This window comes from Oscillatoria sp. FACHB-1407 (assembly GCF_014697545.1).
Lineage (GTDB): Bacteria > Cyanobacteriota > Cyanobacteriia > Elainellales > Elainellaceae > FACHB-1407.
On sequence record NZ_JACJSA010000010.1, the window covers coordinates 239,122 to 259,096 of the forward strand.

The 19,975-nt window shown below is 51.0% G+C and carries 16 protein-coding genes; 6 read left to right on the forward strand and 10 right to left on the reverse strand.

The features are described from left to right. Window positions 1–112: 112 nt before the first annotated feature. Together H6G89_RS18200 and H6G89_RS18205 are read right to left on the reverse strand one after the other, a co-directional pair. The gene (locus H6G89_RS18200) at window positions 113–3,568 is read right to left on the reverse strand and encodes a pentapeptide repeat-containing protein (RefSeq protein WP_190508934.1); all 3,456 of its coding nucleotides are present in this window, start codon (window positions 3,566–3,568) and stop codon (window positions 113–115) included. 303 nt (window positions 3,569–3,871) lie between these two features. After that, window positions 3,872–4,939: a hypothetical protein gene (locus H6G89_RS18205; RefSeq protein ID WP_190508937.1), complete on the reverse strand. Its 1,068-nt coding sequence runs from the start codon at window positions 4,937–4,939 to the stop codon at window positions 3,872–3,874. 625 nt (window positions 4,940–5,564) lie between these two features. On the opposite strand from H6G89_RS18205, the gene H6G89_RS18210 reads away from it, so the two are divergent. Further along, window positions 5,565–7,673: a GAF domain-containing sensor histidine kinase gene (locus tag H6G89_RS18210; RefSeq protein WP_242060002.1), complete on the forward strand. Its 2,109-nt coding sequence runs from the start codon at window positions 5,565–5,567 to the stop codon at window positions 7,671–7,673. Here H6G89_RS18210 and H6G89_RS18215 read toward each other — a convergent pair. Next, complete coding sequence (locus H6G89_RS18215; protein WP_190508939.1) at window positions 7,670–7,867, reverse strand: hypothetical protein; 198 nt, start codon at window positions 7,865–7,867, stop codon at window positions 7,670–7,672. The genes H6G89_RS18210 and H6G89_RS18215 overlap by 4 nt on opposite strands. A 299-nt stretch (window positions 7,868–8,166) precedes the next feature. Here H6G89_RS18215 and H6G89_RS18220 point away from each other — a divergent pair, with 299 nt between their 5' ends. Continuing rightward, the gene (locus H6G89_RS18220) at window positions 8,167–8,979 is read left to right on the forward strand and encodes a PhnD/SsuA/transferrin family substrate-binding protein (RefSeq protein WP_190508941.1); all 813 of its coding nucleotides are present in this window, start codon (window positions 8,167–8,169) and stop codon (window positions 8,977–8,979) included. 68 nt (window positions 8,980–9,047) lie between these two features. Here H6G89_RS18220 and H6G89_RS18225 read toward each other — a convergent pair whose 3' ends face one another. Both H6G89_RS18225 and H6G89_RS18230 read right to left on the reverse strand, forming a co-directional pair. Further along, complete coding sequence (locus H6G89_RS18225) at window positions 9,048–9,338, reverse strand: hypothetical protein (RefSeq protein ID WP_190508943.1); 291 nt, start codon at window positions 9,336–9,338, stop codon at window positions 9,048–9,050. Next, the gene (locus H6G89_RS18230; RefSeq protein ID WP_190508945.1) at window positions 9,332–9,721 is read right to left on the reverse strand and encodes a hypothetical protein; all 390 of its coding nucleotides are present in this window, start codon (window positions 9,719–9,721) and stop codon (window positions 9,332–9,334) included. Before H6G89_RS18230 ends, H6G89_RS18225 begins: the two co-directional genes overlap by 7 nt. 60 nt (window positions 9,722–9,781) lie before the next feature. Between H6G89_RS18230 and H6G89_RS18235 the strand changes: the two genes are divergently transcribed. Continuing rightward, window positions 9,782–9,970: a hypothetical protein gene (locus H6G89_RS18235; RefSeq protein ID WP_190508947.1), complete on the forward strand. Its 189-nt coding sequence runs from the start codon at window positions 9,782–9,784 to the stop codon at window positions 9,968–9,970. Here H6G89_RS18235 and H6G89_RS18240 read toward each other — a convergent pair. After that, a complete protein-coding gene (locus tag H6G89_RS18240; protein WP_190508949.1) occupies window positions 9,959–11,101 on the reverse strand; it encodes an iron-containing alcohol dehydrogenase in 1,143 nt (380 codons plus the stop codon). The genes H6G89_RS18235 and H6G89_RS18240 overlap by 12 nt on opposite strands. 128 nt (window positions 11,102–11,229) lie before the next feature. On the opposite strand from H6G89_RS18240, the gene H6G89_RS18245 reads away from it, so the two are divergent. Next, window positions 11,230–12,060 carry a dienelactone hydrolase family protein gene (locus H6G89_RS18245; protein WP_190508951.1) on the forward strand — a complete coding sequence of 277 codons (831 nt, stop codon included), beginning with the start codon at window positions 11,230–11,232 and terminating at the stop codon, window positions 12,058–12,060. Between the two features lie 190 nt (window positions 12,061–12,250). Here the strand turns inward: H6G89_RS18245 and H6G89_RS18250 are convergent, their stop codons facing one another. Next, complete coding sequence (locus H6G89_RS18250) at window positions 12,251–12,388, reverse strand: hypothetical protein (RefSeq protein WP_190508953.1); 138 nt, start codon at window positions 12,386–12,388, stop codon at window positions 12,251–12,253. Between the two features lie 215 nt (window positions 12,389–12,603). Here H6G89_RS18250 and H6G89_RS18255 point away from each other — a divergent pair, with 215 nt between their 5' ends. Next, entirely contained in the window at window positions 12,604–13,782 is a 1,179-nt protein-coding gene (locus tag H6G89_RS18255; RefSeq protein ID WP_190508956.1) for an FtsW/RodA/SpoVE family cell cycle protein, read from the forward strand. 65 nt (window positions 13,783–13,847) lie between these two features. Here the strand turns inward: H6G89_RS18255 and H6G89_RS18260 are convergent, their stop codons facing one another. The 3 genes from H6G89_RS18260 to H6G89_RS18270 all read right to left on the reverse strand — a co-directional run bounded on the left by H6G89_RS18260 (window position 13,848) and on the right by H6G89_RS18270 (window position 19,237). Continuing rightward, on the reverse strand, window positions 13,848–15,113 hold the full coding sequence (locus tag H6G89_RS18260; RefSeq protein ID WP_190508957.1) for a pre-peptidase C-terminal domain-containing protein: 1,266 nt from the start codon (window positions 15,111–15,113) through the stop codon (window positions 13,848–13,850). Window positions 15,114–15,431: 318 nt separating this feature from the next. After that, window positions 15,432–18,062, reverse strand: a complete 2,631-nt coding sequence (locus H6G89_RS18265; RefSeq protein WP_190508959.1) for a pre-peptidase C-terminal domain-containing protein — start codon at window positions 18,060–18,062, stop codon at window positions 15,432–15,434. A gap of 410 nt (window positions 18,063–18,472) precedes the next feature. Then, entirely contained in the window at window positions 18,473–19,237 is a 765-nt protein-coding gene (locus H6G89_RS18270; RefSeq protein WP_190508961.1) for a DUF4230 domain-containing protein, read from the reverse strand. 224 nt (window positions 19,238–19,461) lie between these two features. Here H6G89_RS18270 and H6G89_RS18275 point away from each other — a divergent pair, with 224 nt between their 5' ends. After that, complete coding sequence (locus tag H6G89_RS18275) at window positions 19,462–19,809, forward strand: NAD(P)H-quinone oxidoreductase subunit M (RefSeq protein ID WP_190508963.1); 348 nt, start codon at window positions 19,462–19,464, stop codon at window positions 19,807–19,809. The last annotated feature ends 166 nt before the right edge of the window (window positions 19,810–19,975 follow it).

The window sequence follows — 19,975 nt, forward strand, 5'->3', positions numbered from 1 at the left end:
GCGGTAAGCGATCGCCTCATTTCGGCTCTGGGAAGGTAGATTTTAGGCTCTAGTCGAGATTTTTTTAGACATCGGAGGTTTTCAAAACCTCCGATGTCTTGAGGAGCACTTCCTACTGGTCAATACCTGCCTCCTTTCTTAACTCCGCTAGCACCTCAGCCGTAAACGGATTTTGACCAGCTTGCAACGCCTCTAACCATGTCTGCTGCTGTTGTTTTCTCTTATCTGAGGAGTAGTTTCTATCAGACTCCACAACTGCCTGAAAATCCTCTGCGGCTCCCGCAATATTACCCGTTAAAGCTCTGGCTAATCCACGCGATTCTCGATAGCTCCACCAGTTGTCTAAACCCACTGCTTTGTCACCTGCAAACAACACAGTTGCTGCCTGACCGTGCAAACTACCAAACTGGCAAAGCTCATTCCAAATCCAGTCATCAATCTCCAATCCAGGGTCGATCGCTTGAGCCTCGTGATAAGCCTGCACTGCCTCTGTCACTCTGCCCTGTTTCACCCAATCCATGCCCTGGCTCAACAACACAGCCGCTTGAAATCGGGGGGATTGGGCTAAAGCCTCTGGTACATTTAAGGCTTGATGTAGCCCTTGAGCACCTGCCCAGCGTGTAGCTCCATCCCAACGGATCTCACTCAAGTTAGTATCTTGAAGGTAGGCTCTGATGAGGTTGGCACTGCTGAGGTTGGCGCTGCTGAGGTCGGCACTGCTGAGGTCGGCGTTGACGAGGTCGGCGCTGAGGTTGGCGTTGCGGAGGTTGGCGTTTCTGAGGTAAGTGCTATTAAGGTTGGTACTGTTAAGGTTGGCGTCACTGAGGCTGGTGTTGAAGAGGTTGGCGCTGAAGAGGTCAGCGTTTCTGAGGTCAGCGTTTCTGAGGTTAGCGTTGCTGAGGTTAGTACCGCTGAGGATAGTATTACTGAGGTAGGCGCTGTTAAGGTCAGCATTACTGAGGTTGGTGCTGCTGAGGTAGGCGCTACTAAGGTCAGCATTACTGAGGTTGGCGTCACTGAGGTTGGCGCTGAAGAGGTCGGCGTTTCTTAGGTTGACGTTGCTAAGGTTAGTGTTGCGGAGAAGTGTTCTAACGGTCTTGTTAAAGATATCCAACTTCACACAATCACTGTAGTGCATGATCTGGAGCAATCGCTCTGGCTGATGCGACTCCGTGTCGGGTTGTCCACAGGGGTAAAACTGGATTTGCTCCTTCAAGGACGCTTGAGACTGAGCATGTCGATGGATCTCCAATAACAGAATCAAGGTGTTAAGACCTGTATAAACATCTACCGAGCGTTGCCCAGCCTGGATCTGATACTTGTACAATTGTTTTGCTTTACGCTGTGGCAGGGTTTCTCCGGTGTCATCGATAAATTCGCCATCACACCAGCGCAGATAGAAGTCTTCTAGCCGTTCAAAAAGAACGACCCAATCAAAACTGTCCTTTTGCTTTAACAAGCCCATCAGATATTCCACAATCTCCTGGGTGAGTGCTCCAAACCCAAACAGGTCATAAATCTCCCAGGGCAAATTTTGATTTGAAATCGTGTAATTTTTGCGGCGACTGCCACTTTTCTCAGTCCAGTTTTCCAGGCTTTCACACAGCCGTTCCGCACACAAAAATTCGCCAAAGCTCTTATGAAAAAACTCGACCTGGTTGTCACGTCCCTCGACTGATTTCAAATAAAACGCAGCCAGAGCATTTTTAAGTGGGTTTTGCTCTGCTTGCTGCCGCGCACTGTCGAGCAGGGCTTTGGCTCCTTCATCTTCCTTGCGCTTGAGTCGCTCTTCAATCAAAGCAATGGCGGCAGACTCGCCCCCCGATTGCACGACACATAGCCCTGCCTCTGCCAAAATGCTCCGCAGATCCTCTGGGTCAAGCCCGGTAATTTTAGGGTTGAGATCGCGTCCATTGTCGCTGCGTTGTTTGGTCAATACCCAGTCCAGTGCCGCCTCATAAATTTGGATGCGGACTGCTACAGGGTCATCCCCCTCAAATTGAGATTCCTGGAGTTTGCCATCGCGATGCAGTGCCGCTAACAGATACAGCAACAGCGGTTCAGTGGCTAGTGTTTTAACTTGTTTTGGGCATCGCTGATTATTCAAAAATGCCTGAAACTGTTGTGCTTTCTCTGCATCCGCTAAAACAATACTCCACCGCTGTAGCCACCCCTGCTGAATCTGGTCGGCCATCGGTTGAATCTCGACCCGCTCTAGATTGGGGGGCATGAGCCGCTCAATGCCATACAGAGCCAGGGGTCTACCTGTGATCAATACGCGATGACTCCGTTCACTGTTTTGAGAGCAGCGAGTTTGAAAGAGCGATACCTGATCGAGAAATTGTTGAAGCCCAACGGTTGCTCCCCGCTCTAGCAACAGTTCATCAAAGCCATCCAGGAAGAACAAAAAGCGAGTATTGGGGTCAGTCAACCAGCCTGGATCTTTAGTAAAGTCAGTGCCAATGGCATCTGCCAGGGTTTTGTCAAAGTCCTGGGCAAAGTTTCGCACATCGCGCAAACGAATCAGAATCGGAATCCAGATGGGATACAGATCGCGGCGTACTTTGTCAGCAAACATGCGACAAAAGACGCTCTTGCCTCGTCCTGGCCCTCCCTGAATGAATAGGATCTGTCCTTTTTTGTCAGGGTTGAGCAATAGGGCTTCCGCCCATGTTTCAATGTTTTCCGGCTCTGCCTCATCGTTGACTCGACCTTCGCCATCCACGGGTTTTATCTCTAGCGGCACATACAGATCGGCAAAACAAAAGTCTTCATCAAAAATCTTCTCCTGCGGCTTCTGGGCAATCCACTCTTTCAAATACCGATCAATGCTGATGTAGCTCTCCTGGTCTTGCAGCCAGCCTTCGCCATACACGGCGGCTAACCGCTTGACCTGGTCTTGCACCTCCGCCACGATCGTTTTCATGTAGCGGTGTGTACTTCGGGAGATCCGCTCCGTGACACAGGCGGCTTCTTGTGGAGGCAATCCTGCCTCCTGTAATCGGCTACTGAGTAAGCTGTTAAAGATCTTTGCCAGATCGGAGTCATGGAAACAGATCAGCGTTTCCCGTGCTTTTTGCTCCGTGAGTTCAACGGCTCTGCCCTCCAGTTCGAGCTTGTCCCCCAACTGTCGGATACGCTTTGCCAGAGCATCTGACGCCGGTTGGTCTGAGAGCCGTTGAGCAATGTCGGGATGCTCTGTCAGAAACACTTCCAGGCTTTTGAGGTAGGCACTCTGGCTGGCGATCGCCACTCCCACTTCTAGCGATGGCTCTTGACGAGTCTGCTCATAGATATACTTCAGCAAACTGGTCGCCAGTGGCACAAAGGGCAATCCGGCTCCGGCCACCTGTGCCAGGGGCGAGTTCAACACATCCAACAGTGAGGAGATATTGCTGCTGCTGATTAACCGTGCAACTTCTGGAGCAGAGCTATTTTCTTGCAGTGCTTTTGCCAGTTCCAGAATTGATTTGCTGGTGTCTACCGCACCGCTGACCGTGTCACTGAGGGAGAAGGTAATGTCTGTGTTGAGAGTCTGCCAGATATCGCGCCAGAGTTGCTTAACCATGTGTGGGGAAACGCGGAGATTAAGGGTTGCTCAGGAATTTGCTCCTAAACTAACCGATTCTTGTGTCTTTTATGATGAAATCCGCTGTTCTATGCAATTCGCAATCCCACCTGATGGGGCGTTGATACCTCGGTAGGGGCGGTTCGCGAACCGCCCCTACGCTGATGATGATTCACTTTTTCAAGTTAGGGCGTAGCATTCGGGCGAGAATCTTTCGGCTTAACCGACAGCGACCTACCGAATGCTGCGCCCCTACGCCCTATTCCCCATTCCCCATTCCCCACTCACTACTCCCCACTCACTTTACTGTTGTCGCAACCGGATTTCGGTCGGTTCACTGGTCACATTGTCCAGGCGAGCGGTGGCTCTGACGGTGTACTCCGTTCCAGGGACGGGAATACGCGGACGAGGCACCTGAACCCGGAACTCACCCTGGCTGTTGGCTCGAATGTCGCGATCGACCAAAGTGTCGCTGCCGATATTGCCCAAATCAACGCCTAACACTGAAACGCGTGCAACGACATTGACGCGCACACTGGCATTGGGGCGGGTTTGTCCCACTAAGGTAAATCCTTGATTAACGCGATCGCCATCTTGATGACTGGTGAATCGAGGTTTGAGATCGGTAACCGTTGAGCTACCTGTGTTGCCTGTGTTGCCTGTGTTTCCGGTGGAAGGAGTTTGCCCAGTAGTAGGAGTATCACCCCAGGCAAAGGGTTGAGAGGCCACCGCATAGGTGGTTTGATTTTGTCGCCGCAGACGACCGACAACCGCACCTTCAGAAACGCGCTCACCCGATCGCACTGAGATGTTGGCAACATAAACACCGCTCGATCGCTCCTGAGCCGCGACTTCTCGCACCGTTCGACCGTCTTGAATCAGTAACACTGATGCTTCCGATCCGGGTGTGCCGTTGATGGTGACGGTCAGCGTTGATCCAGCAGCTTGAGTCGTGCCAACGGCGTTGTGAGTCACTGAGGTAATCCGTACCAGTTGCGGCTGTTGCACGTTAAACGCCCAGTTTGCCGTGCGTTGCTCGCCTCGGACATTGCGATATTGCACCTGCACCTGTACCTGACCGACGGGTAGGGGTTGATCAGGGCGGTAGGTAAAAAAGCTGCGGGTAATCGTGCTGCGGCTAGTAACATCCTGCCCGTTAACAAAAATCCGCACCGAACTTGGATCAACGGCTGGATTGCTCTCAAATTCGCCAGCGATCGATGTATCAGGTGAAACATTTTGACTATTAACCGCAGGGGTTTGCTCGACCACCTGTTGCGCCAACACCGAATTTGATGAAGTGTTTGATAAAGCACCAGATGCAATAAGCAATCCTGTAGCGGTTAATCCCATCCAAAATTTTGTTTTCATAGTAAGCCAGATTTTAAGCATTCCCGCTCTTTTATGAAGAAACTTTGGAGGATCAAGTTCCAGTCTTTTAAATTTCACATCGCCTCTAAAAGGTTAAGTATAAATACCTTCTTATTTACTTAAATACATATCATTATTGACTTCTATAAAGCTTCTTTAGGAATTAATGCACTCCTGGGTTATTCTTATGTTGATAAATGATTTCTCGAAAAAGAAATGTAGTATTTCTATTCATACTTGATTTCTTTTACGAAAAAATTTTCAGGGTACGCATCAAGACTCATTAGAACTAGGCTTTTGCCAATATTTAGACGTTTCTCAAACTTTTTTAGAGTAACTTTTCAGGGTTTAAATGTAATTCAAAATTCTGCTCACTTAGAAAACAAAGAGTTGCAAAACTCATACCAGGCTTCAAAGAGTTCAGAGTTTTAACGAGTTACATTTTTTAATGTTTCTACCTATACTTCAAGGCAATTAAGAGGGTTTCGTTTGTTTCAGAACGTTAAGTTTTATGATTAGCTCCTGAAACAAATAGTGGAAATCCTTGAATAAGAGTTAAACGCCAAAAAGCGATAGGGGATCTACTGAAATTTATCTCAAAACTCCTTTTAAACGCCTTCTGGTCATGGATTCAAAACAGTTAGAACAATTGCGGCAGTGTTGTCGCGATCGGGCAGCGTTTGAGCAGATGCAACAGATCCTCTCAGCCGAACTAGAGCAAGTCCAGTTTGAGCATCAACGCGCTTTGTTTCGAGTCATTGCCAAGATTCGCGAGTCTCTAGATTTAGAAACTATCTTTAAAACAACGGTGACCGAGCTACGGCAACTGCTAAATGCCGACCGAGTTGCTGTGTTTAAGTTTTATCGCAACTCTGGCTACAACGATGGTACGTTTGTGTCGGAGGATGTGTTGCCCCGGTTTCCGTCTACCTTGTCAGAACATGTGCATGATCACTGCTTTGGGCAGCAGTATGCCATTCATTATTTGGGGGGACGGATTCAAGCGATCGCCGATATTCAGAATGCAGGTTTGCAACCTTGCCATGTGGATGTGTTGGCAAAGTTTCAGGTGCGTGCCAATCTGATTGTGCCGTTGTTGCAGAGCGATCGCCTCTGGGGGTTGCTGTGCGTGCATCAGTGCTCAGGTCCTCGACTCTGGAAAACGACTGAAATTGAATTCACGAAACAAATTGCCGATCACCTGGGTGTAGCGTTGCAACAGGCAAAGTTGGTTGAGCAGATCACGACCCAAGCCAACCAGCAAAAGGCGTTGTTGTCAGTGGTTAGCAAAATTCGCGAATCGCTGGATCTGGAAACCATCTTTAAGTCAACGGCACGAGAGGTGCGGCGTCTGCTGGATGCTGATCGCGTTGGTGTGTTTTGGTTTGATCCCGATTCGGGCTATGACGCAGGTCAGTTTGTATCAGAGGATGTCTTGTCGGGTTTTGATTCGGTGTTAGCCGCCAAAGTCGAGGATCACTGCTTTGGTGAAAACTATTCCCTGCACTATCGCCATGGGCGCATTCAGGCGATCGATGACGTCCATAACTCTAGCTTGAAGGCTTGCCATGTTGAGGTTTTACGGCGATTTCAGGTGCGTGCCAATCTAGTAGTGCCCTTGCTTCAGGGCGATATGCTCTGGGGTTTGCTGTGTATTCATCAGTGCGCTCACCCCCGACGCTGGCAGGCACAGGAGATCGAGTTTGTCATGCAGATTGCCAATCACCTGGGCATTGCGTTGCAACAGGCAGAACTATTGGCACAGACCCGCACCCAATCCGCCGAACTGGCGCAGACTCTATCAGAGCTACAAGCAGCTCAAACTCGGCTCATCCATCAGGAGAAGATGTCGAGTCTGGGGCAGTTGGTGGCAGGAGTTGCCCACGAGATCAACAATCCCGTGAACTTTATCTATGGCAATTTGAACTACGCCAATCAATATGCCAAGGATCTGTTAGGGTTGCTGATGCTGTATCAACAACACTATCCCAACCCACACGGAGAACTGGGCGATCGCGCAGAGCAAATCGACCTGGAATTCATCATGGAAGACTTTCCGCGGATGTTGAACTCCATGCAGATTGGAGCCGATCGCATTCGCCAGATTGTGCTGTCATTGCGAACCTTTTCGCGGCTCGACGAAGCCGATATGAAATTTGTTGATATTCACGACGGGCTGGACAGCACGCTGATGATCTTGCAGCATCGGCTCAACCCCAAAACAAGCCAGATCAGTATTGAAGTCATCAAAGACTATGGAAATCTGCCCCTAATTGAGTGCTATCCCAGTCAGCTCAATCAGGTGTTTATGAATATTCTGACGAATGCGATCGACGCTCTGACAAGGGATGAGGAGTCTGAGAAGCACTCCCTAAGCCCAAAACCGATCCACAAAGCCAAGCAGATTACCATTCGGACAGAACTGCTGACCGATGCTCAGGGTACAAACTCTCGTGCAATCATCCGGATCGCAGACAATGGTTCTGGTGTGCCTGAAGCCATTCAATCGCAGCTATTCAATCCCTTCTTTACAACAAAACCTATCGGCAAAGGAACGGGCTTGGGACTGTCGATCAGCCATCAGATCGTGGTTGAACGGCACGGCGGTCTGTTGAAGTACGTTTCACAACCGGGTCAGGGAACTGAATTTTGGATTGAGATTCCAACACATCAGGTATCTCATCAGATCAGCTCTGATCAAGCTCTAAACTTCTCGGCGCAGTTGCCGCTCTAATCTCCCTGCAATTCTGGAGAGTTATCAACCATCGGTTGCTCTGTCGGGGCATCGGCTAAAAAAGGGTCAGCCTCTTTTGCAAAAAGCGGTTGAGGGTCGATCGCAGCATTGGCAACCAGATCGCGCTGAGCCTCAACTTCTGGATCAAGATTTCCCTCAAGGTCTTTTTTATCGGCATTGCTTCCAATTGACATACATTGATCCTCATCAATGAACCCTTTCAGCTTAGGGTGAGCCACCAGTAGAAGACCCTACCCCTGGGCTTATCGCTCCTCCCACTTTTGGTGGGACCTGTTGACAGCGATTTTGGATTTTAGATTTACGATTTTGGATGAGGGGTGTCCTGCGAATTGAACTCAATGATAGGGGCGATCGCTGCCACTGGCTCTTGACCAGACAAAACCTGAAAACCGGGTCAACCCCTTTTCCCTGTCCCCTGGTTCCCCCTCCTCTCGTCATTTTTTCCCTACCATACCCCATCCCCCTTCGACCCATGCCCCTCACTGATTCACTGACGATCGCCTCTTACCTCGCCCCAAACATGTTGTGGTTTTATGAGGCGGTAGGGGCATATCTGGCGCGATCGCTCTCCATTGCCGTGCAGGTGATCCCCAGCCGAGTTGACCCGCTAGAGGATGCGATGTTGTTGCAAGACCAGTGCGATCTGGCGTTTATCTGCGGGCTACCTCTGGTGCGCTATCAGGCGATCGCTCCTCAGCAATTGCAAGCCCTGGTTGCTCCGGTGATGCAGGCTGAACGGTATGGCGATCGCCCCGTGTATTTTTCAGACATGATTGTGAACGCTATCAGCGATATCACAACCTTTGAACAACTGGCAGGAACTGTCTTTTCCTACAATGATTTGGGATCGAATAGTGGTTACAACCTGATGCGCCACCGTTTGATGCAGGGTGGCTATCCGGCTAACTTTTTTGGTCAGGTAGTGGAATCGGGATCACATCAAGCCTCAATGCAATGGGTGGCGGAGGGCAAAGCGACCTGTGCCGCGATTGACAGCACAGTACTGGAGCAGGAATATCGCAGAATGCCTGATCTGGCGCGATCGCTGCGGGTGATTGAGTCCATTGGTCCCTGCCCTATCCCTCCACTGGTCGGCGCACAACGGCTCGGTGCAGAAACGCTGACTCAATTGCAAACCGTATTGCTAGACCCCGACGCTGAACTGCGATCGCAGATGCAACGAGCAGGCATTCGGCGGTTTGCGGCTGTGCAATCTCAAGACTATGAGGCGATCGCTCAGATTTACACCACAACTTTGAGCAATGGCTATGCGACGATTTTGTGAACTGAGTGACTTGTCCATTGTTAATCGCAATTGTCAATTGCAACTTGACGCCTTCCTCCCTGTCCCCTCTATGCAGACCAGTCGAGCCGCAGTGGGTAAACGGTGCGATGAGTAGGGGTCGTGCGCTCAGCTTGCACCTGGGCATCGCGATAAATCTGCCGAAACAGTTGCCGTTGGGCGTGGCTACCACCGACATTCCACAAGTGGGGCAGAACGGGTTTGAGATGGGCGATCGCCTTGTCCCATTGTCCTGCTGCGTGGGCGATCAGTCGGTGGGCAGTGGGAACTGTAATCTCGTTCCAGACCCGTCTTTGAGCAGAGGGTAGGGTTTGGGCATGAGCTTTCATGCTGGTTAACATCGCTTCTGCGAGATGTCGTTCAGCAGCACGAGTGAAAGCGTAGATGTAATACAGGTCCTGAAAGGGTAGTGCGTGTTCATGCAGACGAGGCAACAGATGGGGGCTAGTTGTTGCCAATAGGGTTGGACATCGGCTCCTTTCAATTCCAGGCGCAATAACAGTGAGATGGCTCCTACTTGATCTTTGGCGGAGTGACGTCGTGCCCTGCCCCACACATGCTGGTCATACAGGGCTAACGCCTGTTGCAAGTCTCCTTCCGGCATATAAAACAACGCCACATGCCACCAGTTGTGGGTGTAAAGCATGGAGTTGCAGTCCTCCCACAAGGGAGCAAACGTCTCCATCCAGGTCATCCCGTCTTGCGATCGCCCCTGCATCTCCATTACATGAGCTACAGCGTGTCATCGGATGTGGCTACAGCTATAGAACAAAACCGATAAAGCTTGTCTCCACAAAAACAGGACTGGGAGAAACATTCGGGTTCTCAAACTATCCCCTCTCCCAGTCCTAATTTCTTTGCTAAAGCTCAAAACGTGAATTGTCGCTGCGATCGCCCAACTCAGGACACTGACACCAAGAACTGCATCGCACTGCTCCAACAGGACGATCGCTATACCCCACTAAAATGCTGATGTATAGATGCCACGAATATCATCGGCGGTACAGGGACGAGGATTTAACGGATGACACCCATCGGCAAAGGCGATCGCCACCAGTTGATCGAGGCGATCGACAGCAACTCCGGCTTCTGTCAAGGTATTGGGAATCCCGACTTCGGCTTTAAGGGCATTCAACCATGCAATGAAGCCTGCTCCCGTTGGCTCGTCTGCCCCTACGACCGTGGCGAGTCGCGCTAATCGTTCAGGCACAGCCTGTAGGTTGAACTGCATTGCATAGGGAATCATCAACGCATTGGCGAGTCCGTGATGCAGGTCATACACCGTTGACAGCGCATGAGCACAGGAATGGGTCACACCTAATCCTTTCTGAAAGGCAACGGCTCCCATCATCGCCGCCATCAACATGTTGCTACGGGCTTCTAGGTCGCTACCATCTGCCACACTCTTTGCCAGGTTTTCTGCCACGAGTCGGACTCCCTCAATGGCGATGCCATCACACATAGGGTGATAGCCTTTTGCTAAATAAGCCTCAACGCAGTGAGTCAGAGCGTCCATCCCGGTAGCAGCAGTAATTTTGGGCGGCAGATCCAGCAACAATTCGGGGTCAGCAAACACCCGTTGCGGCAGCAACCGAGGCGAGAAAATAATCTTTTTAGCGTGGGTTTCATCGTCAGAAATCACACTGCTACGCCCGACTTCGCTGCCTGTGCCTGCGGTCGTGGGAATGGCAACCACATAGGGAATAGGCTGGTCGATCGCCCGACCATCGGGTTTGCCATCTTCGTAATCAAACAGATCACCGGGGTGATGCACCATCAGAGCGATCGCCTTGGCTACGTCGAGTGCGGCTCCGCCCCCCAATGCCACGATCGCATCGGCAGACTGTTGTCTAAAGGCTTCTACCCCGGCTGTTACCTGGGATTTTACCGGGTTACCCCCCAACTCACTGAAAACAGAGGGTTGCAGTCCTGCCTGGGTCAACTCCTGGAGCAACGCCTGAAAAAAGGGCAGGGCCACAATCCCTCTATCGGTCACTACCAGAGGACGCTGTATCCCTTTATTCTGTAGGGCAGTCGGAATATCGTGACGCGCCCCTGCGCCAAATCGAATTGCGGTCGGAAACGAAAACTCAGTAATACCCATGAGGGAAATACTCTCCAGGAAAATAGTCTAGGCATCACCCCGTTTTGAGGGAGATTTGGGAAGATCTTACTGTGAGTTCTGCATTTTGCCAGTTCACAAAGTCATGTAATTAGAGGAATTCTTCAACTATGAATCGAGGCTTTAAACGGCGAGATGTAATTATGGCAACGCTAGCGGCGGGTTTTGCGATCGCCGTTCGCCCCATTTCAGCCGCAACCATCACCACTAACACCGAGGGAATCACGGCTGGAGAAATCACGATTCCCACCGATGATGTAGAAATCCCCGGATATTGGGCAAAACCCGCTACCGGAACCAACTTCCCGATTGTGTTGGTGGTTCAAGAAATCTTTGGCGTTCACGAATACATCCAGGATGTCTGTCGTCGCTTTGCCAAATTGGGCTATCTGGCGATCGCTCCAGAACTGTTTGCCCGCCAGGGAGATGTGTCTCAACTGGAGAGCGTTGATCAAATTCGACCCATTGTGGCACAAGTGCCCGATGCTCAAGTCATGGCAGACCTGGATGCGACGTTAGCGTGGGCGGGCGAGTCCGGTGGTGACGTGAACCGGGCAGCCATCACTGGATTTTGCTGGGGTGGACGGATCACCTGGCTATATGCCGCTCATAGCAACGAAATCAAAGCCGGTGTCGCCTGGTACGGTCGTCTGGTGGGACAATCCAGCCCACTACAACCCAAACACCCTCTTGACATCGCCGAATATCTCAAAGCCCCCGTGTTAGGGCTGTATGGCGAGGCAGACGAGGGCATCCCGGTGAGCACGGTTGAACAGATGCGACAGGCGATCGCCAGAGGTGACAACAATTCGGAGATTATTGTCTATCCCGAAGCACCCCACGGCTTCCATGCCGACTACCGCCCCAGCTACCGACAGCAAGCAGCAGAAGATGGGTGGCAACGGCTCCAGGCGTGGTTTAGACAACACGGCGTTGCGTAGATAACGCCAGTTCAGTTGAAAAGCCTGGCGAATGCGTTCGCCAGGTGTTTAACCCAAATCGACGTTACTTAATTCCCATCCCTAAGTCCTGCGATTCACAGATAGGGTTTGGAAATAAAACCCGGGGGGTGTGGGGGACTGTGCCGTTAGCCAGAGGTGGAATCCCTGCACCCCAAATTCCCACCCTTATTTAACGTGAATTCGGGATCAGGATTTCGGCGGTTAAACCCGCCGCTATCGGAGCAAAGCCGACCTGCGTCGGTTCGTCAAATCCTGCCTTTTCCGGAGTCCGCGTCGGTGGACGTCGCTCTAGTAGCCACGAATTCATTCGCCGGGCTCTTAAACCGAATTGACGTTATTTACGACGAGTTGTATAGCTGTAGTCACCTCAGTTAAGACAAGGCACTCAACAGGACAGACGCGATTAATCGCGTCTCTCTCAGCAGGACTCAAATTCAATGTCCTAATGGTTTTGGCGATCGCTATACTAAGAGCTTTAACTTGCGCTAGTGTTATAGGCAATTTCCTGAACACTAATCTGCTGTGAATCTCCGCCAGTTTATTCCCTTTCTCGATCCATCCATTAAAGATTGGGCATTAGAAGCCCGAATTCTGCACTGGTTGACGTTTCTCTGGCTATTTATGGGGTTAGCCGTGCTGTTCTCGGCGTCCTATGCTGTCGCTGATAGTGAGTACGGGCACGGGCTGTACTACTTTGAGCGTCAGCTTCTCTGGGTGATCGTCGGGTTGATTGCCTTCAGCCTGATCGTTCACTCTCCCATTCGCTATATTCTGGGCTTAGCAGATTGGTTCATGCTGTTCTTCTTGGGGCTGATCCTGCTGACGCTCATCCCTGGTTTTGCCGATCCAGTAAATGGAGCCAGTCGTTGGGTGGCGATCGGTCCGCTGCCCTTTTTGCAGCCCTCAGAGTTGATCAAGCCCTTTCTGGTGTTACAAGCAGCACGCATTTTTGGTCGGTGGGATCAACTGTCGCAACAGGTGCGATTGACCTGGTTAGGCGTTTTTGTGCTGTTGATTGTGGCGATCTTGCTACAACCCAACCTGAGTACCGCCGCGCTCTGTGGCATCGTGTTGTGGCTAATTGCACTGGCATCGGGATTGCCATATCGCTATCTGGTAGGAACGGCGATCGCTGGCTTGTTTACCGCCACTATCAGCATCAGTCTGAGAGCCTATCAACGCGAACGGGTGATGTCTTTTTTGAATCCGTGGGCTGACCCAGACCAAAATGGCTATCAGTTAATCCAGAGCTTGTTGGCGATCGGCTCTGGCGGCATTTTTGGTGTGGGTTACGGCATGTCCCAGCAAAAGCTGTTCTACCTGCCCATTCAATACACAGACTTTATCTTTGCGGTGTTTGCTGAAGAATTTGGCTTTATTGGCAGTACTGTGTTGATGCTGTTGTTAGGGTCTTACGCCACGATGGGGCTAAAAGTGGCTCTCAAAGCACGGCAACCGATTCATCAACTCGTGGCGATCGGTATTGTCATTCTGTTGGTCGGGCAATCGCTTCTCAATATTGGAGTTGCCACAGGTGCCCTACCCACGACAGGCTTACCCTTACCCATGTTCAGTTATGGTGGTAGTTCGATGATCGCCAGCCTGGTATCTGCGGCTCTACTCATTCGAGTAGCCAGGGAAAGCAGCGAAGCGGAGGTTCTATCCCTACGCCCCCGTCTACACGGAGGAAGCAATGAGTAGAGGCGTAACTGAGTTGTGAAGTCGGGGATCAGCCGATGTTTCTCCGTTCCCCATTCATTCTTGCCCTAAACCAATGCCTGGGGATTGATGGTGTACCCAATATCCTGCAACAACGCAATATCGAGGCGGTTGGGTAGTTTGCGATCGCCAATCGTCAATGTTGGGTCCATCAGTGCCTCTGTACCCACCCCAGCCGCTATAAACTCATCCTGCACATGCCCGTCTGAAGTCAACGGAATCGGATTGCCACCGTTTTGTGCTCTGGCATGGGTTCCAGTAAATGCCCCGTTGCTCACCCAGTTATCAAAGGCATTGGATGTGCCGATACCCAGGGCATGCCCCAGTTCATGCAGGGCGATCGTGAAGAAATCAGGCTGACCTCCGGGCAGATCATTGGCAGTGTCAGGAGTGGGGTCAAAGAACCAATTTTCTGACCGATCAAACCCCAAACTGGCTGTCCACGGTTCAAAATCCGCTCCTTGATAACGCTGCTCCAGACGGCTTCCTACAGTCCAAATACCGGATGGGCCACCCGTTGCGAGGGTGCCACCCACCCCATCAAATACTCTTGACCCGACAAATACAACTAGGTCATCAATCTCGGAGTCTGCGTTTAATTGCACTGCAACATCCGTTTGCGGATTAACCACATTCAGACGAGTCCCAGGGGCGATCGCCTCAAATTCATCTTGAATGATCGCCTCCCAACGATCCGCAGCCGCTTCTAAAACTTGCCTGCGTGCTGGAGTGAACCACTGATCGGTATCAAAGCGATAGTCAAACTGAATGTTAAACGGTCGGGTAGGAGTTGGAACGGGCGCAGGAGTTGGCGTTGGCGTCGGCGTTGGTGTCGGCGTCGGCGTTGGTGTCGGCGTTGGCGTCGGCGTTGGCGTCAACGCTGGAGTCGGGGTCGGCGTTGGTGTAATGGGCACGGTCGGCTCTACAGGAGCAGGATCAGCGGCGATCGCCGTTGTGGCAATCAGCCGATAGCGAATCTCAGCACTCCCTGCACCCCGCCCTACAGAGACGCGAATGTAATACACACCCGCTCCTAGCGTCTGTTGCACCGCCTCCGATACTCGACCTGCACGGGCAGAGCGTTGAATCACACCCCCCGTTTGATTGAGCAGTGCCAGATCGGCGTTAGCTCTTAATCCGGTTAAGGACAGGTTGAGGCTGCTACGATTAGCCAACCGAAAGCGATACATATCAATGCGATCGCCCCCTCCAAGCGACTCTCGTAGACTAGTGGTGGCTGCCCGCAGGTTGATCAATCTGGCTTGTCTTAAAGTATTGCCAGCGCGATCGCCTGAAACGGATTGAGAAAACACACGCTGAACGGAGTGCAATAGCATAACGGCATTCACAAATTGGATAGTTCAGTGCCCATAAGAGTACCCATCAATCAGTGTTATAGCTATCACCACTTCATTTCGGGCAGAGGGATGGGGGCTGTGCTCCCAGCCAGGGGTGGAACCCCTGCACCCCGTCCTAACCCAGGTGGCTACAGCTATAGGTCAAATTCATACAGATTTCATCAGTTCTTCTCCCATGACTGTATACCCTCAAAAAATCCCCTCTTCTTGTTACAGGAGAAGAGGGGACTCGTCAGGTGCGTCTACTGCAAACCGTGAGATTTGCCAAACTATCTAGATCAACGTCCAGAGTTCCACACCATTTAAGCCGTTGTCTGCTGAGAAGAACAATCTACCGCCGACATTGGTTAAATTGTTTGGATTAGATTCATTCGCTGTGATCGTGTCAGGAGTAGCCGGAGTTGGGGGATCGGTGGTTGGATCTTCGGGGGTTCCAGGCGTCACAGTGACCCCAGGGCGAATATCAGCAACGAGTTGTGTCGTCTGCACCGTACCTTCGCTTGACCACAGCTCTCGACCCGTTGGCTGACCGTTGATATCCGTTCCCATTGTGAAGTACAGCCTAGTACCTACTGCCGTCAAATCCTCAATAGCGGGAGCCAGGGTAGGACGATTTGGAGTCAACAAGGTGGTCGTTGTGCCGTTGTAGGCATACAACTCGACTCCCTCGCTGCCAGTTGCCAGGAAGTATAGGGTGTTGCCGACAACCGTTAGGTTACGTGGCGAGGAATTAGCAGGACCTGTGTTGATATTGGTGATTCGAGTTACGGTGTCATTCGCCGCAATTTGCCACAGTTCTTCACCCGCACCATCCGCAAGGTTGTCTGCGGCGAAGTAGACATTGCCACCCATGGCTACGATATTCCAGTCCACAGATAGAACATTGGACGATTCAATGCCATTCGTGAAGGAGTTGGCTAAGTTAAACGTCGTCAGGGTGCCGGTACTGCTCAATCGGCGCAATTCAGTGCCCTCTGAAGCGGTTGTTGCAACAAAATACAGATTGTCACCAATCGCCGTCAGCTTCGTTGGATTAGAACTTTCACCGTCGCCTGGTTGTAGGTCAAAGGCGATCGCCGCTGTGCCTGGGGTTGCGGTTCCTGCATTCGTGATCTTCCAGACCTCTCTACCCTTGTTGTTAGAAGCAGCGTTATCCGTTGCGGCGTAGTACAAATCATTACCAATCGCAACCAAGTTGCCTGGTTGCAACCCTGCATCCGCAATCGCCGTAGCTGGGTTGTCTACGATAGCCGTTCCGGCAGCAGTGCCATCACTCCGCCACAGACGTTGGTTGGTTAACCCACTCACCGCCGAGAAGGTGAAGTAGAGATTGCTACCAACGGCAGTCAAATTGTCTATAAAACCACCACCAGGGCTATTCGTTAGCTGAACCGTCGTACTGCCGTTATAAACCCAAAGTTGTGTTCCACTCGTTCCATCGTTCGCGATGAAGTACAAATTATTACCAACGGCAACGAAGTCAGAAAGGCTACCCGGTGACTGAGGTGTACCAAACACCCGAATTCGAGTGGTTTCCTCTAAGTTACCGCCTGTGGGTCCTCCCGTACTGCTCCACAAACCAATGCCAACCCCTGGTTCGTTTGCTGCAAAGTAGAGAGTGCCTCCTACCGCTGTGAGTTCACTAGGCTGAGAACTGGCTTGTCCTCCATCTGCATTAAAGGCAATGTCACGGGTGATCGTCGGCAATCCAAGCGTCGATTCAGCATACATGGTAAAGCTGTAGGGCGAACCAGTCGCGCCTGCCCCGGCTGATACTCGAAGGTAATAGGTGCCTGCACCCAAGGTGCCGCCGATTTGCTCAGGAGCACCAACCCCCCGTGTTGACGTGAGCAACGAGTCGAGCGTGCCATTGATATCTTTGAATAACTCCAGGTCAGCATTTCCAGTCGCCTGGTTTAATAGGTCAATCCCAACAAAACTTTGACTCTGTAATTCAAAGCGGTAGAAATCAACGTCACTACCACCCACAAACTCCGCACGAACCGCTGTACGCTGACGAGCATTAGGGGGTGTAGTGATATTTAAGTCGTTAATGATGGTTGCTGTGCCTGCGGTATCTCCAACCGTATCTACAGGAGTCAACGCCACATTCAGAGTGTAGTTCGTATTGTTGCCTGGACCCGCCTGGAAGACTCGGATGAAGTAGGTGCCACCGGCTTGGGCAATATTTTGCAACAAACTGTTGTTAGCATCCCCTGACGCAATCAAGCTCTGGTTAGCATCAAACAGTTGAATACTAGCACCTGCTGTTAACCCAGTCAGTTGCAGTGAGAGGTTGCCAGGGGTGGTAGGGCTAAAGGAGAAGAAGTCTTGAGGGTCAACGTCACCGACAAAATCACTGAAGGTGCGTGGGGTGAAATCTACTGCTGGCAGTAAAGTTGGCACCAACGCTGAGGATGCCGCAAAGGTGTTACCGCCCGTATCAGGAGGTGGAGTTGTACCGCCACCCGGATTAGTCGGGTTAGTCGGGTTAGTCGGATTAGTGGGGTTATTTGGGTTAGTGGGGTTATTCGGGTTAGTCGGGTTAGTAATCGGTGCGGCTGACATGCTGAGGGCATATCGAGTGGTGCCTGTGCGGCGTTGTACTCGGACAACATAAGTACCCGGGTCAAGGGATAAACTGTTCAACCGTTCTGGGCGGTTACGGGGGTTTCTTGATAGTCGAATCAGCCCACCACGATTATTGAGAAGCAGGACATCTGCATTCGCTGTTCTGGCAATGCCCGTCAGGTTGAGATTAAAACTGCTCCGAGCGGAAAGGGTAAACTTCCAGAAATCGTTGCCGTCTCTGGCAGAAAGAGCACCTCGTAGCGTTCTTGCTGTAGGGGTCAGCACCGTTGTCCTCGCTGTCCGCAGCGTGTTTCCTAGTTGAGCTCTCGCCATGACGATTTCTCCCGCTATTGACTATTTGCAATTTAAGTTAGAGTTAGGTTTCCCTATCAAGGCTCAAAAACAATCACTATTTCTTTAAATTCATCTGAACTTAATTTAAGGTATTAACATCGCATTTATGCTAGCGAAAAGATCTAAGTTCCGCCTGATAGAAACACTGAAACTCGAAACCCCATCCGATGTTTTAGCCCCGGATAGGGTTTTGAGCATCGTTATTTTCAACTAGATCAATCTCATTTCCAATTTGGTATTTCTAACTAGAACTAAACGATTAATTTGAATTTGAAATCTATTTTTGAGTGAATTTTATTGTTCCAGTGGCAGAACGAAATTGGGATGTGTTTTGCATCACCTGTTGAGGTTTTGGGGTCACTTCTAATAGCTCTATCCACTTGATAGCCTTATTGAGGCGTTGTGGGGCAGGCATCCGCCGCCGGAGGTTGAGTTTCAATGGTGATGTCGCGATATCCAGCCGTGTTTAGCAGTTGGGTGACGACGAGCTTGGCGCGATCGCTCGCCTCCTGCAACACACCCTCAGTACAGGCCGCTGCCACAATTTCATTCAGGGTTTCACGTTGAGCCAGGTCTTGCAACTCTGGAGCGGCATCGGGTCCCAACCCTAGAAAGCCGCGATCGTAGTCATACACGCGCGATCGCGTCACGTCAATTTTGCTGTCTAAGATTTCTGGTGGAGGCAGGCGCAGATAAACGCTATTCTCTGTGATGTCGATATCGCCAGACTGCACCTTGGACAAGTCCACCCCAGCCCGCACTTCACCATAGGCAACATAGAGCAGGGTGGTTTTACCAACGACATAGCCACCAAAGGTGCGATCGCGGCTGGTGGGCACTACCGCTTGCATCGCAAAAACAGCAGTGGTCAATTCACTCACCCCCCGCACTTGCTCAACAACCACTGACTCGACATCGACTTGCGGCTCAGGTTGGGGCGGTAGAAATGCGGATTGCAGGGTATTGAGAAATTGGTCACCTGCTCGCCAAACTCCAATGCCGACAAATAAACCTGCCAGGGCGATGCCCCCGGTTAGCATGAGCGACAATTTTTTGAAGAAACCACCTCCCGATCGCCGTTGCAGCAATTGTTGCTCCAATGACGCCAGTCGCTCTTCGAGGTCGTGTCGATCTCCAAATTTATAGTTGCTCATGCAAAAATCCTTCGCTTGGTAGATCAAACACCCGTTTGACTATGCAGGGGTGACGTTCTTACCGTCATTCTAGTTCCCCAGATTTGGGTATGGGCAGTGGCCCAATTGATTCCATCAGAATTCATTAATGATCTGGGGTTGAATTCTCATGGGAGTTGGAATTAAGTGCCAGCTCAAACCTTGTAGAATAACGGTATTGCACTCTAAATTCAGCTCTACGAACTATGCTACTAAAGTCTACAACTCGTCATATTCGCATTTTTACTGCTGAGATTGAGAATGACGAATTAGTACCTAGTGATGGTCAGTTGACACTTGATGTCGATCCTGACAACGAGCTGGTGTGGAATGATGCTGCGCTTCAGCAGGTCTATCGCAAGTTTGATGAGCTGGTAGATGCGTATGCAGGGGCTGATTTAACAGACTACAATCTGCGGCGCATTGGCTCTGACTTGGAGCATTTTGTGCGATCGCTCCTTCAGTCGGGGCAAATCTCCTACAATCTGCAAAGCCGAGTCCGCAACTACAGTCTCGGCTTACCGAAGGTGGCTGCCGAGGGCAACGTATTTTAAGAAACGAGACAAAATCGGGTAGGGGTAAAGCATTCGGATAGGAGGATAACCCTTCAACTCCAAACGCCCAAACGGATGCTTTGCCCCTACTTAAATTTTTGTAACTCGCGCAGGCTGCGGAGGTCTAGGATATCCTGGTAAAACCGTCTTAGTCCCCGGTGCTGAG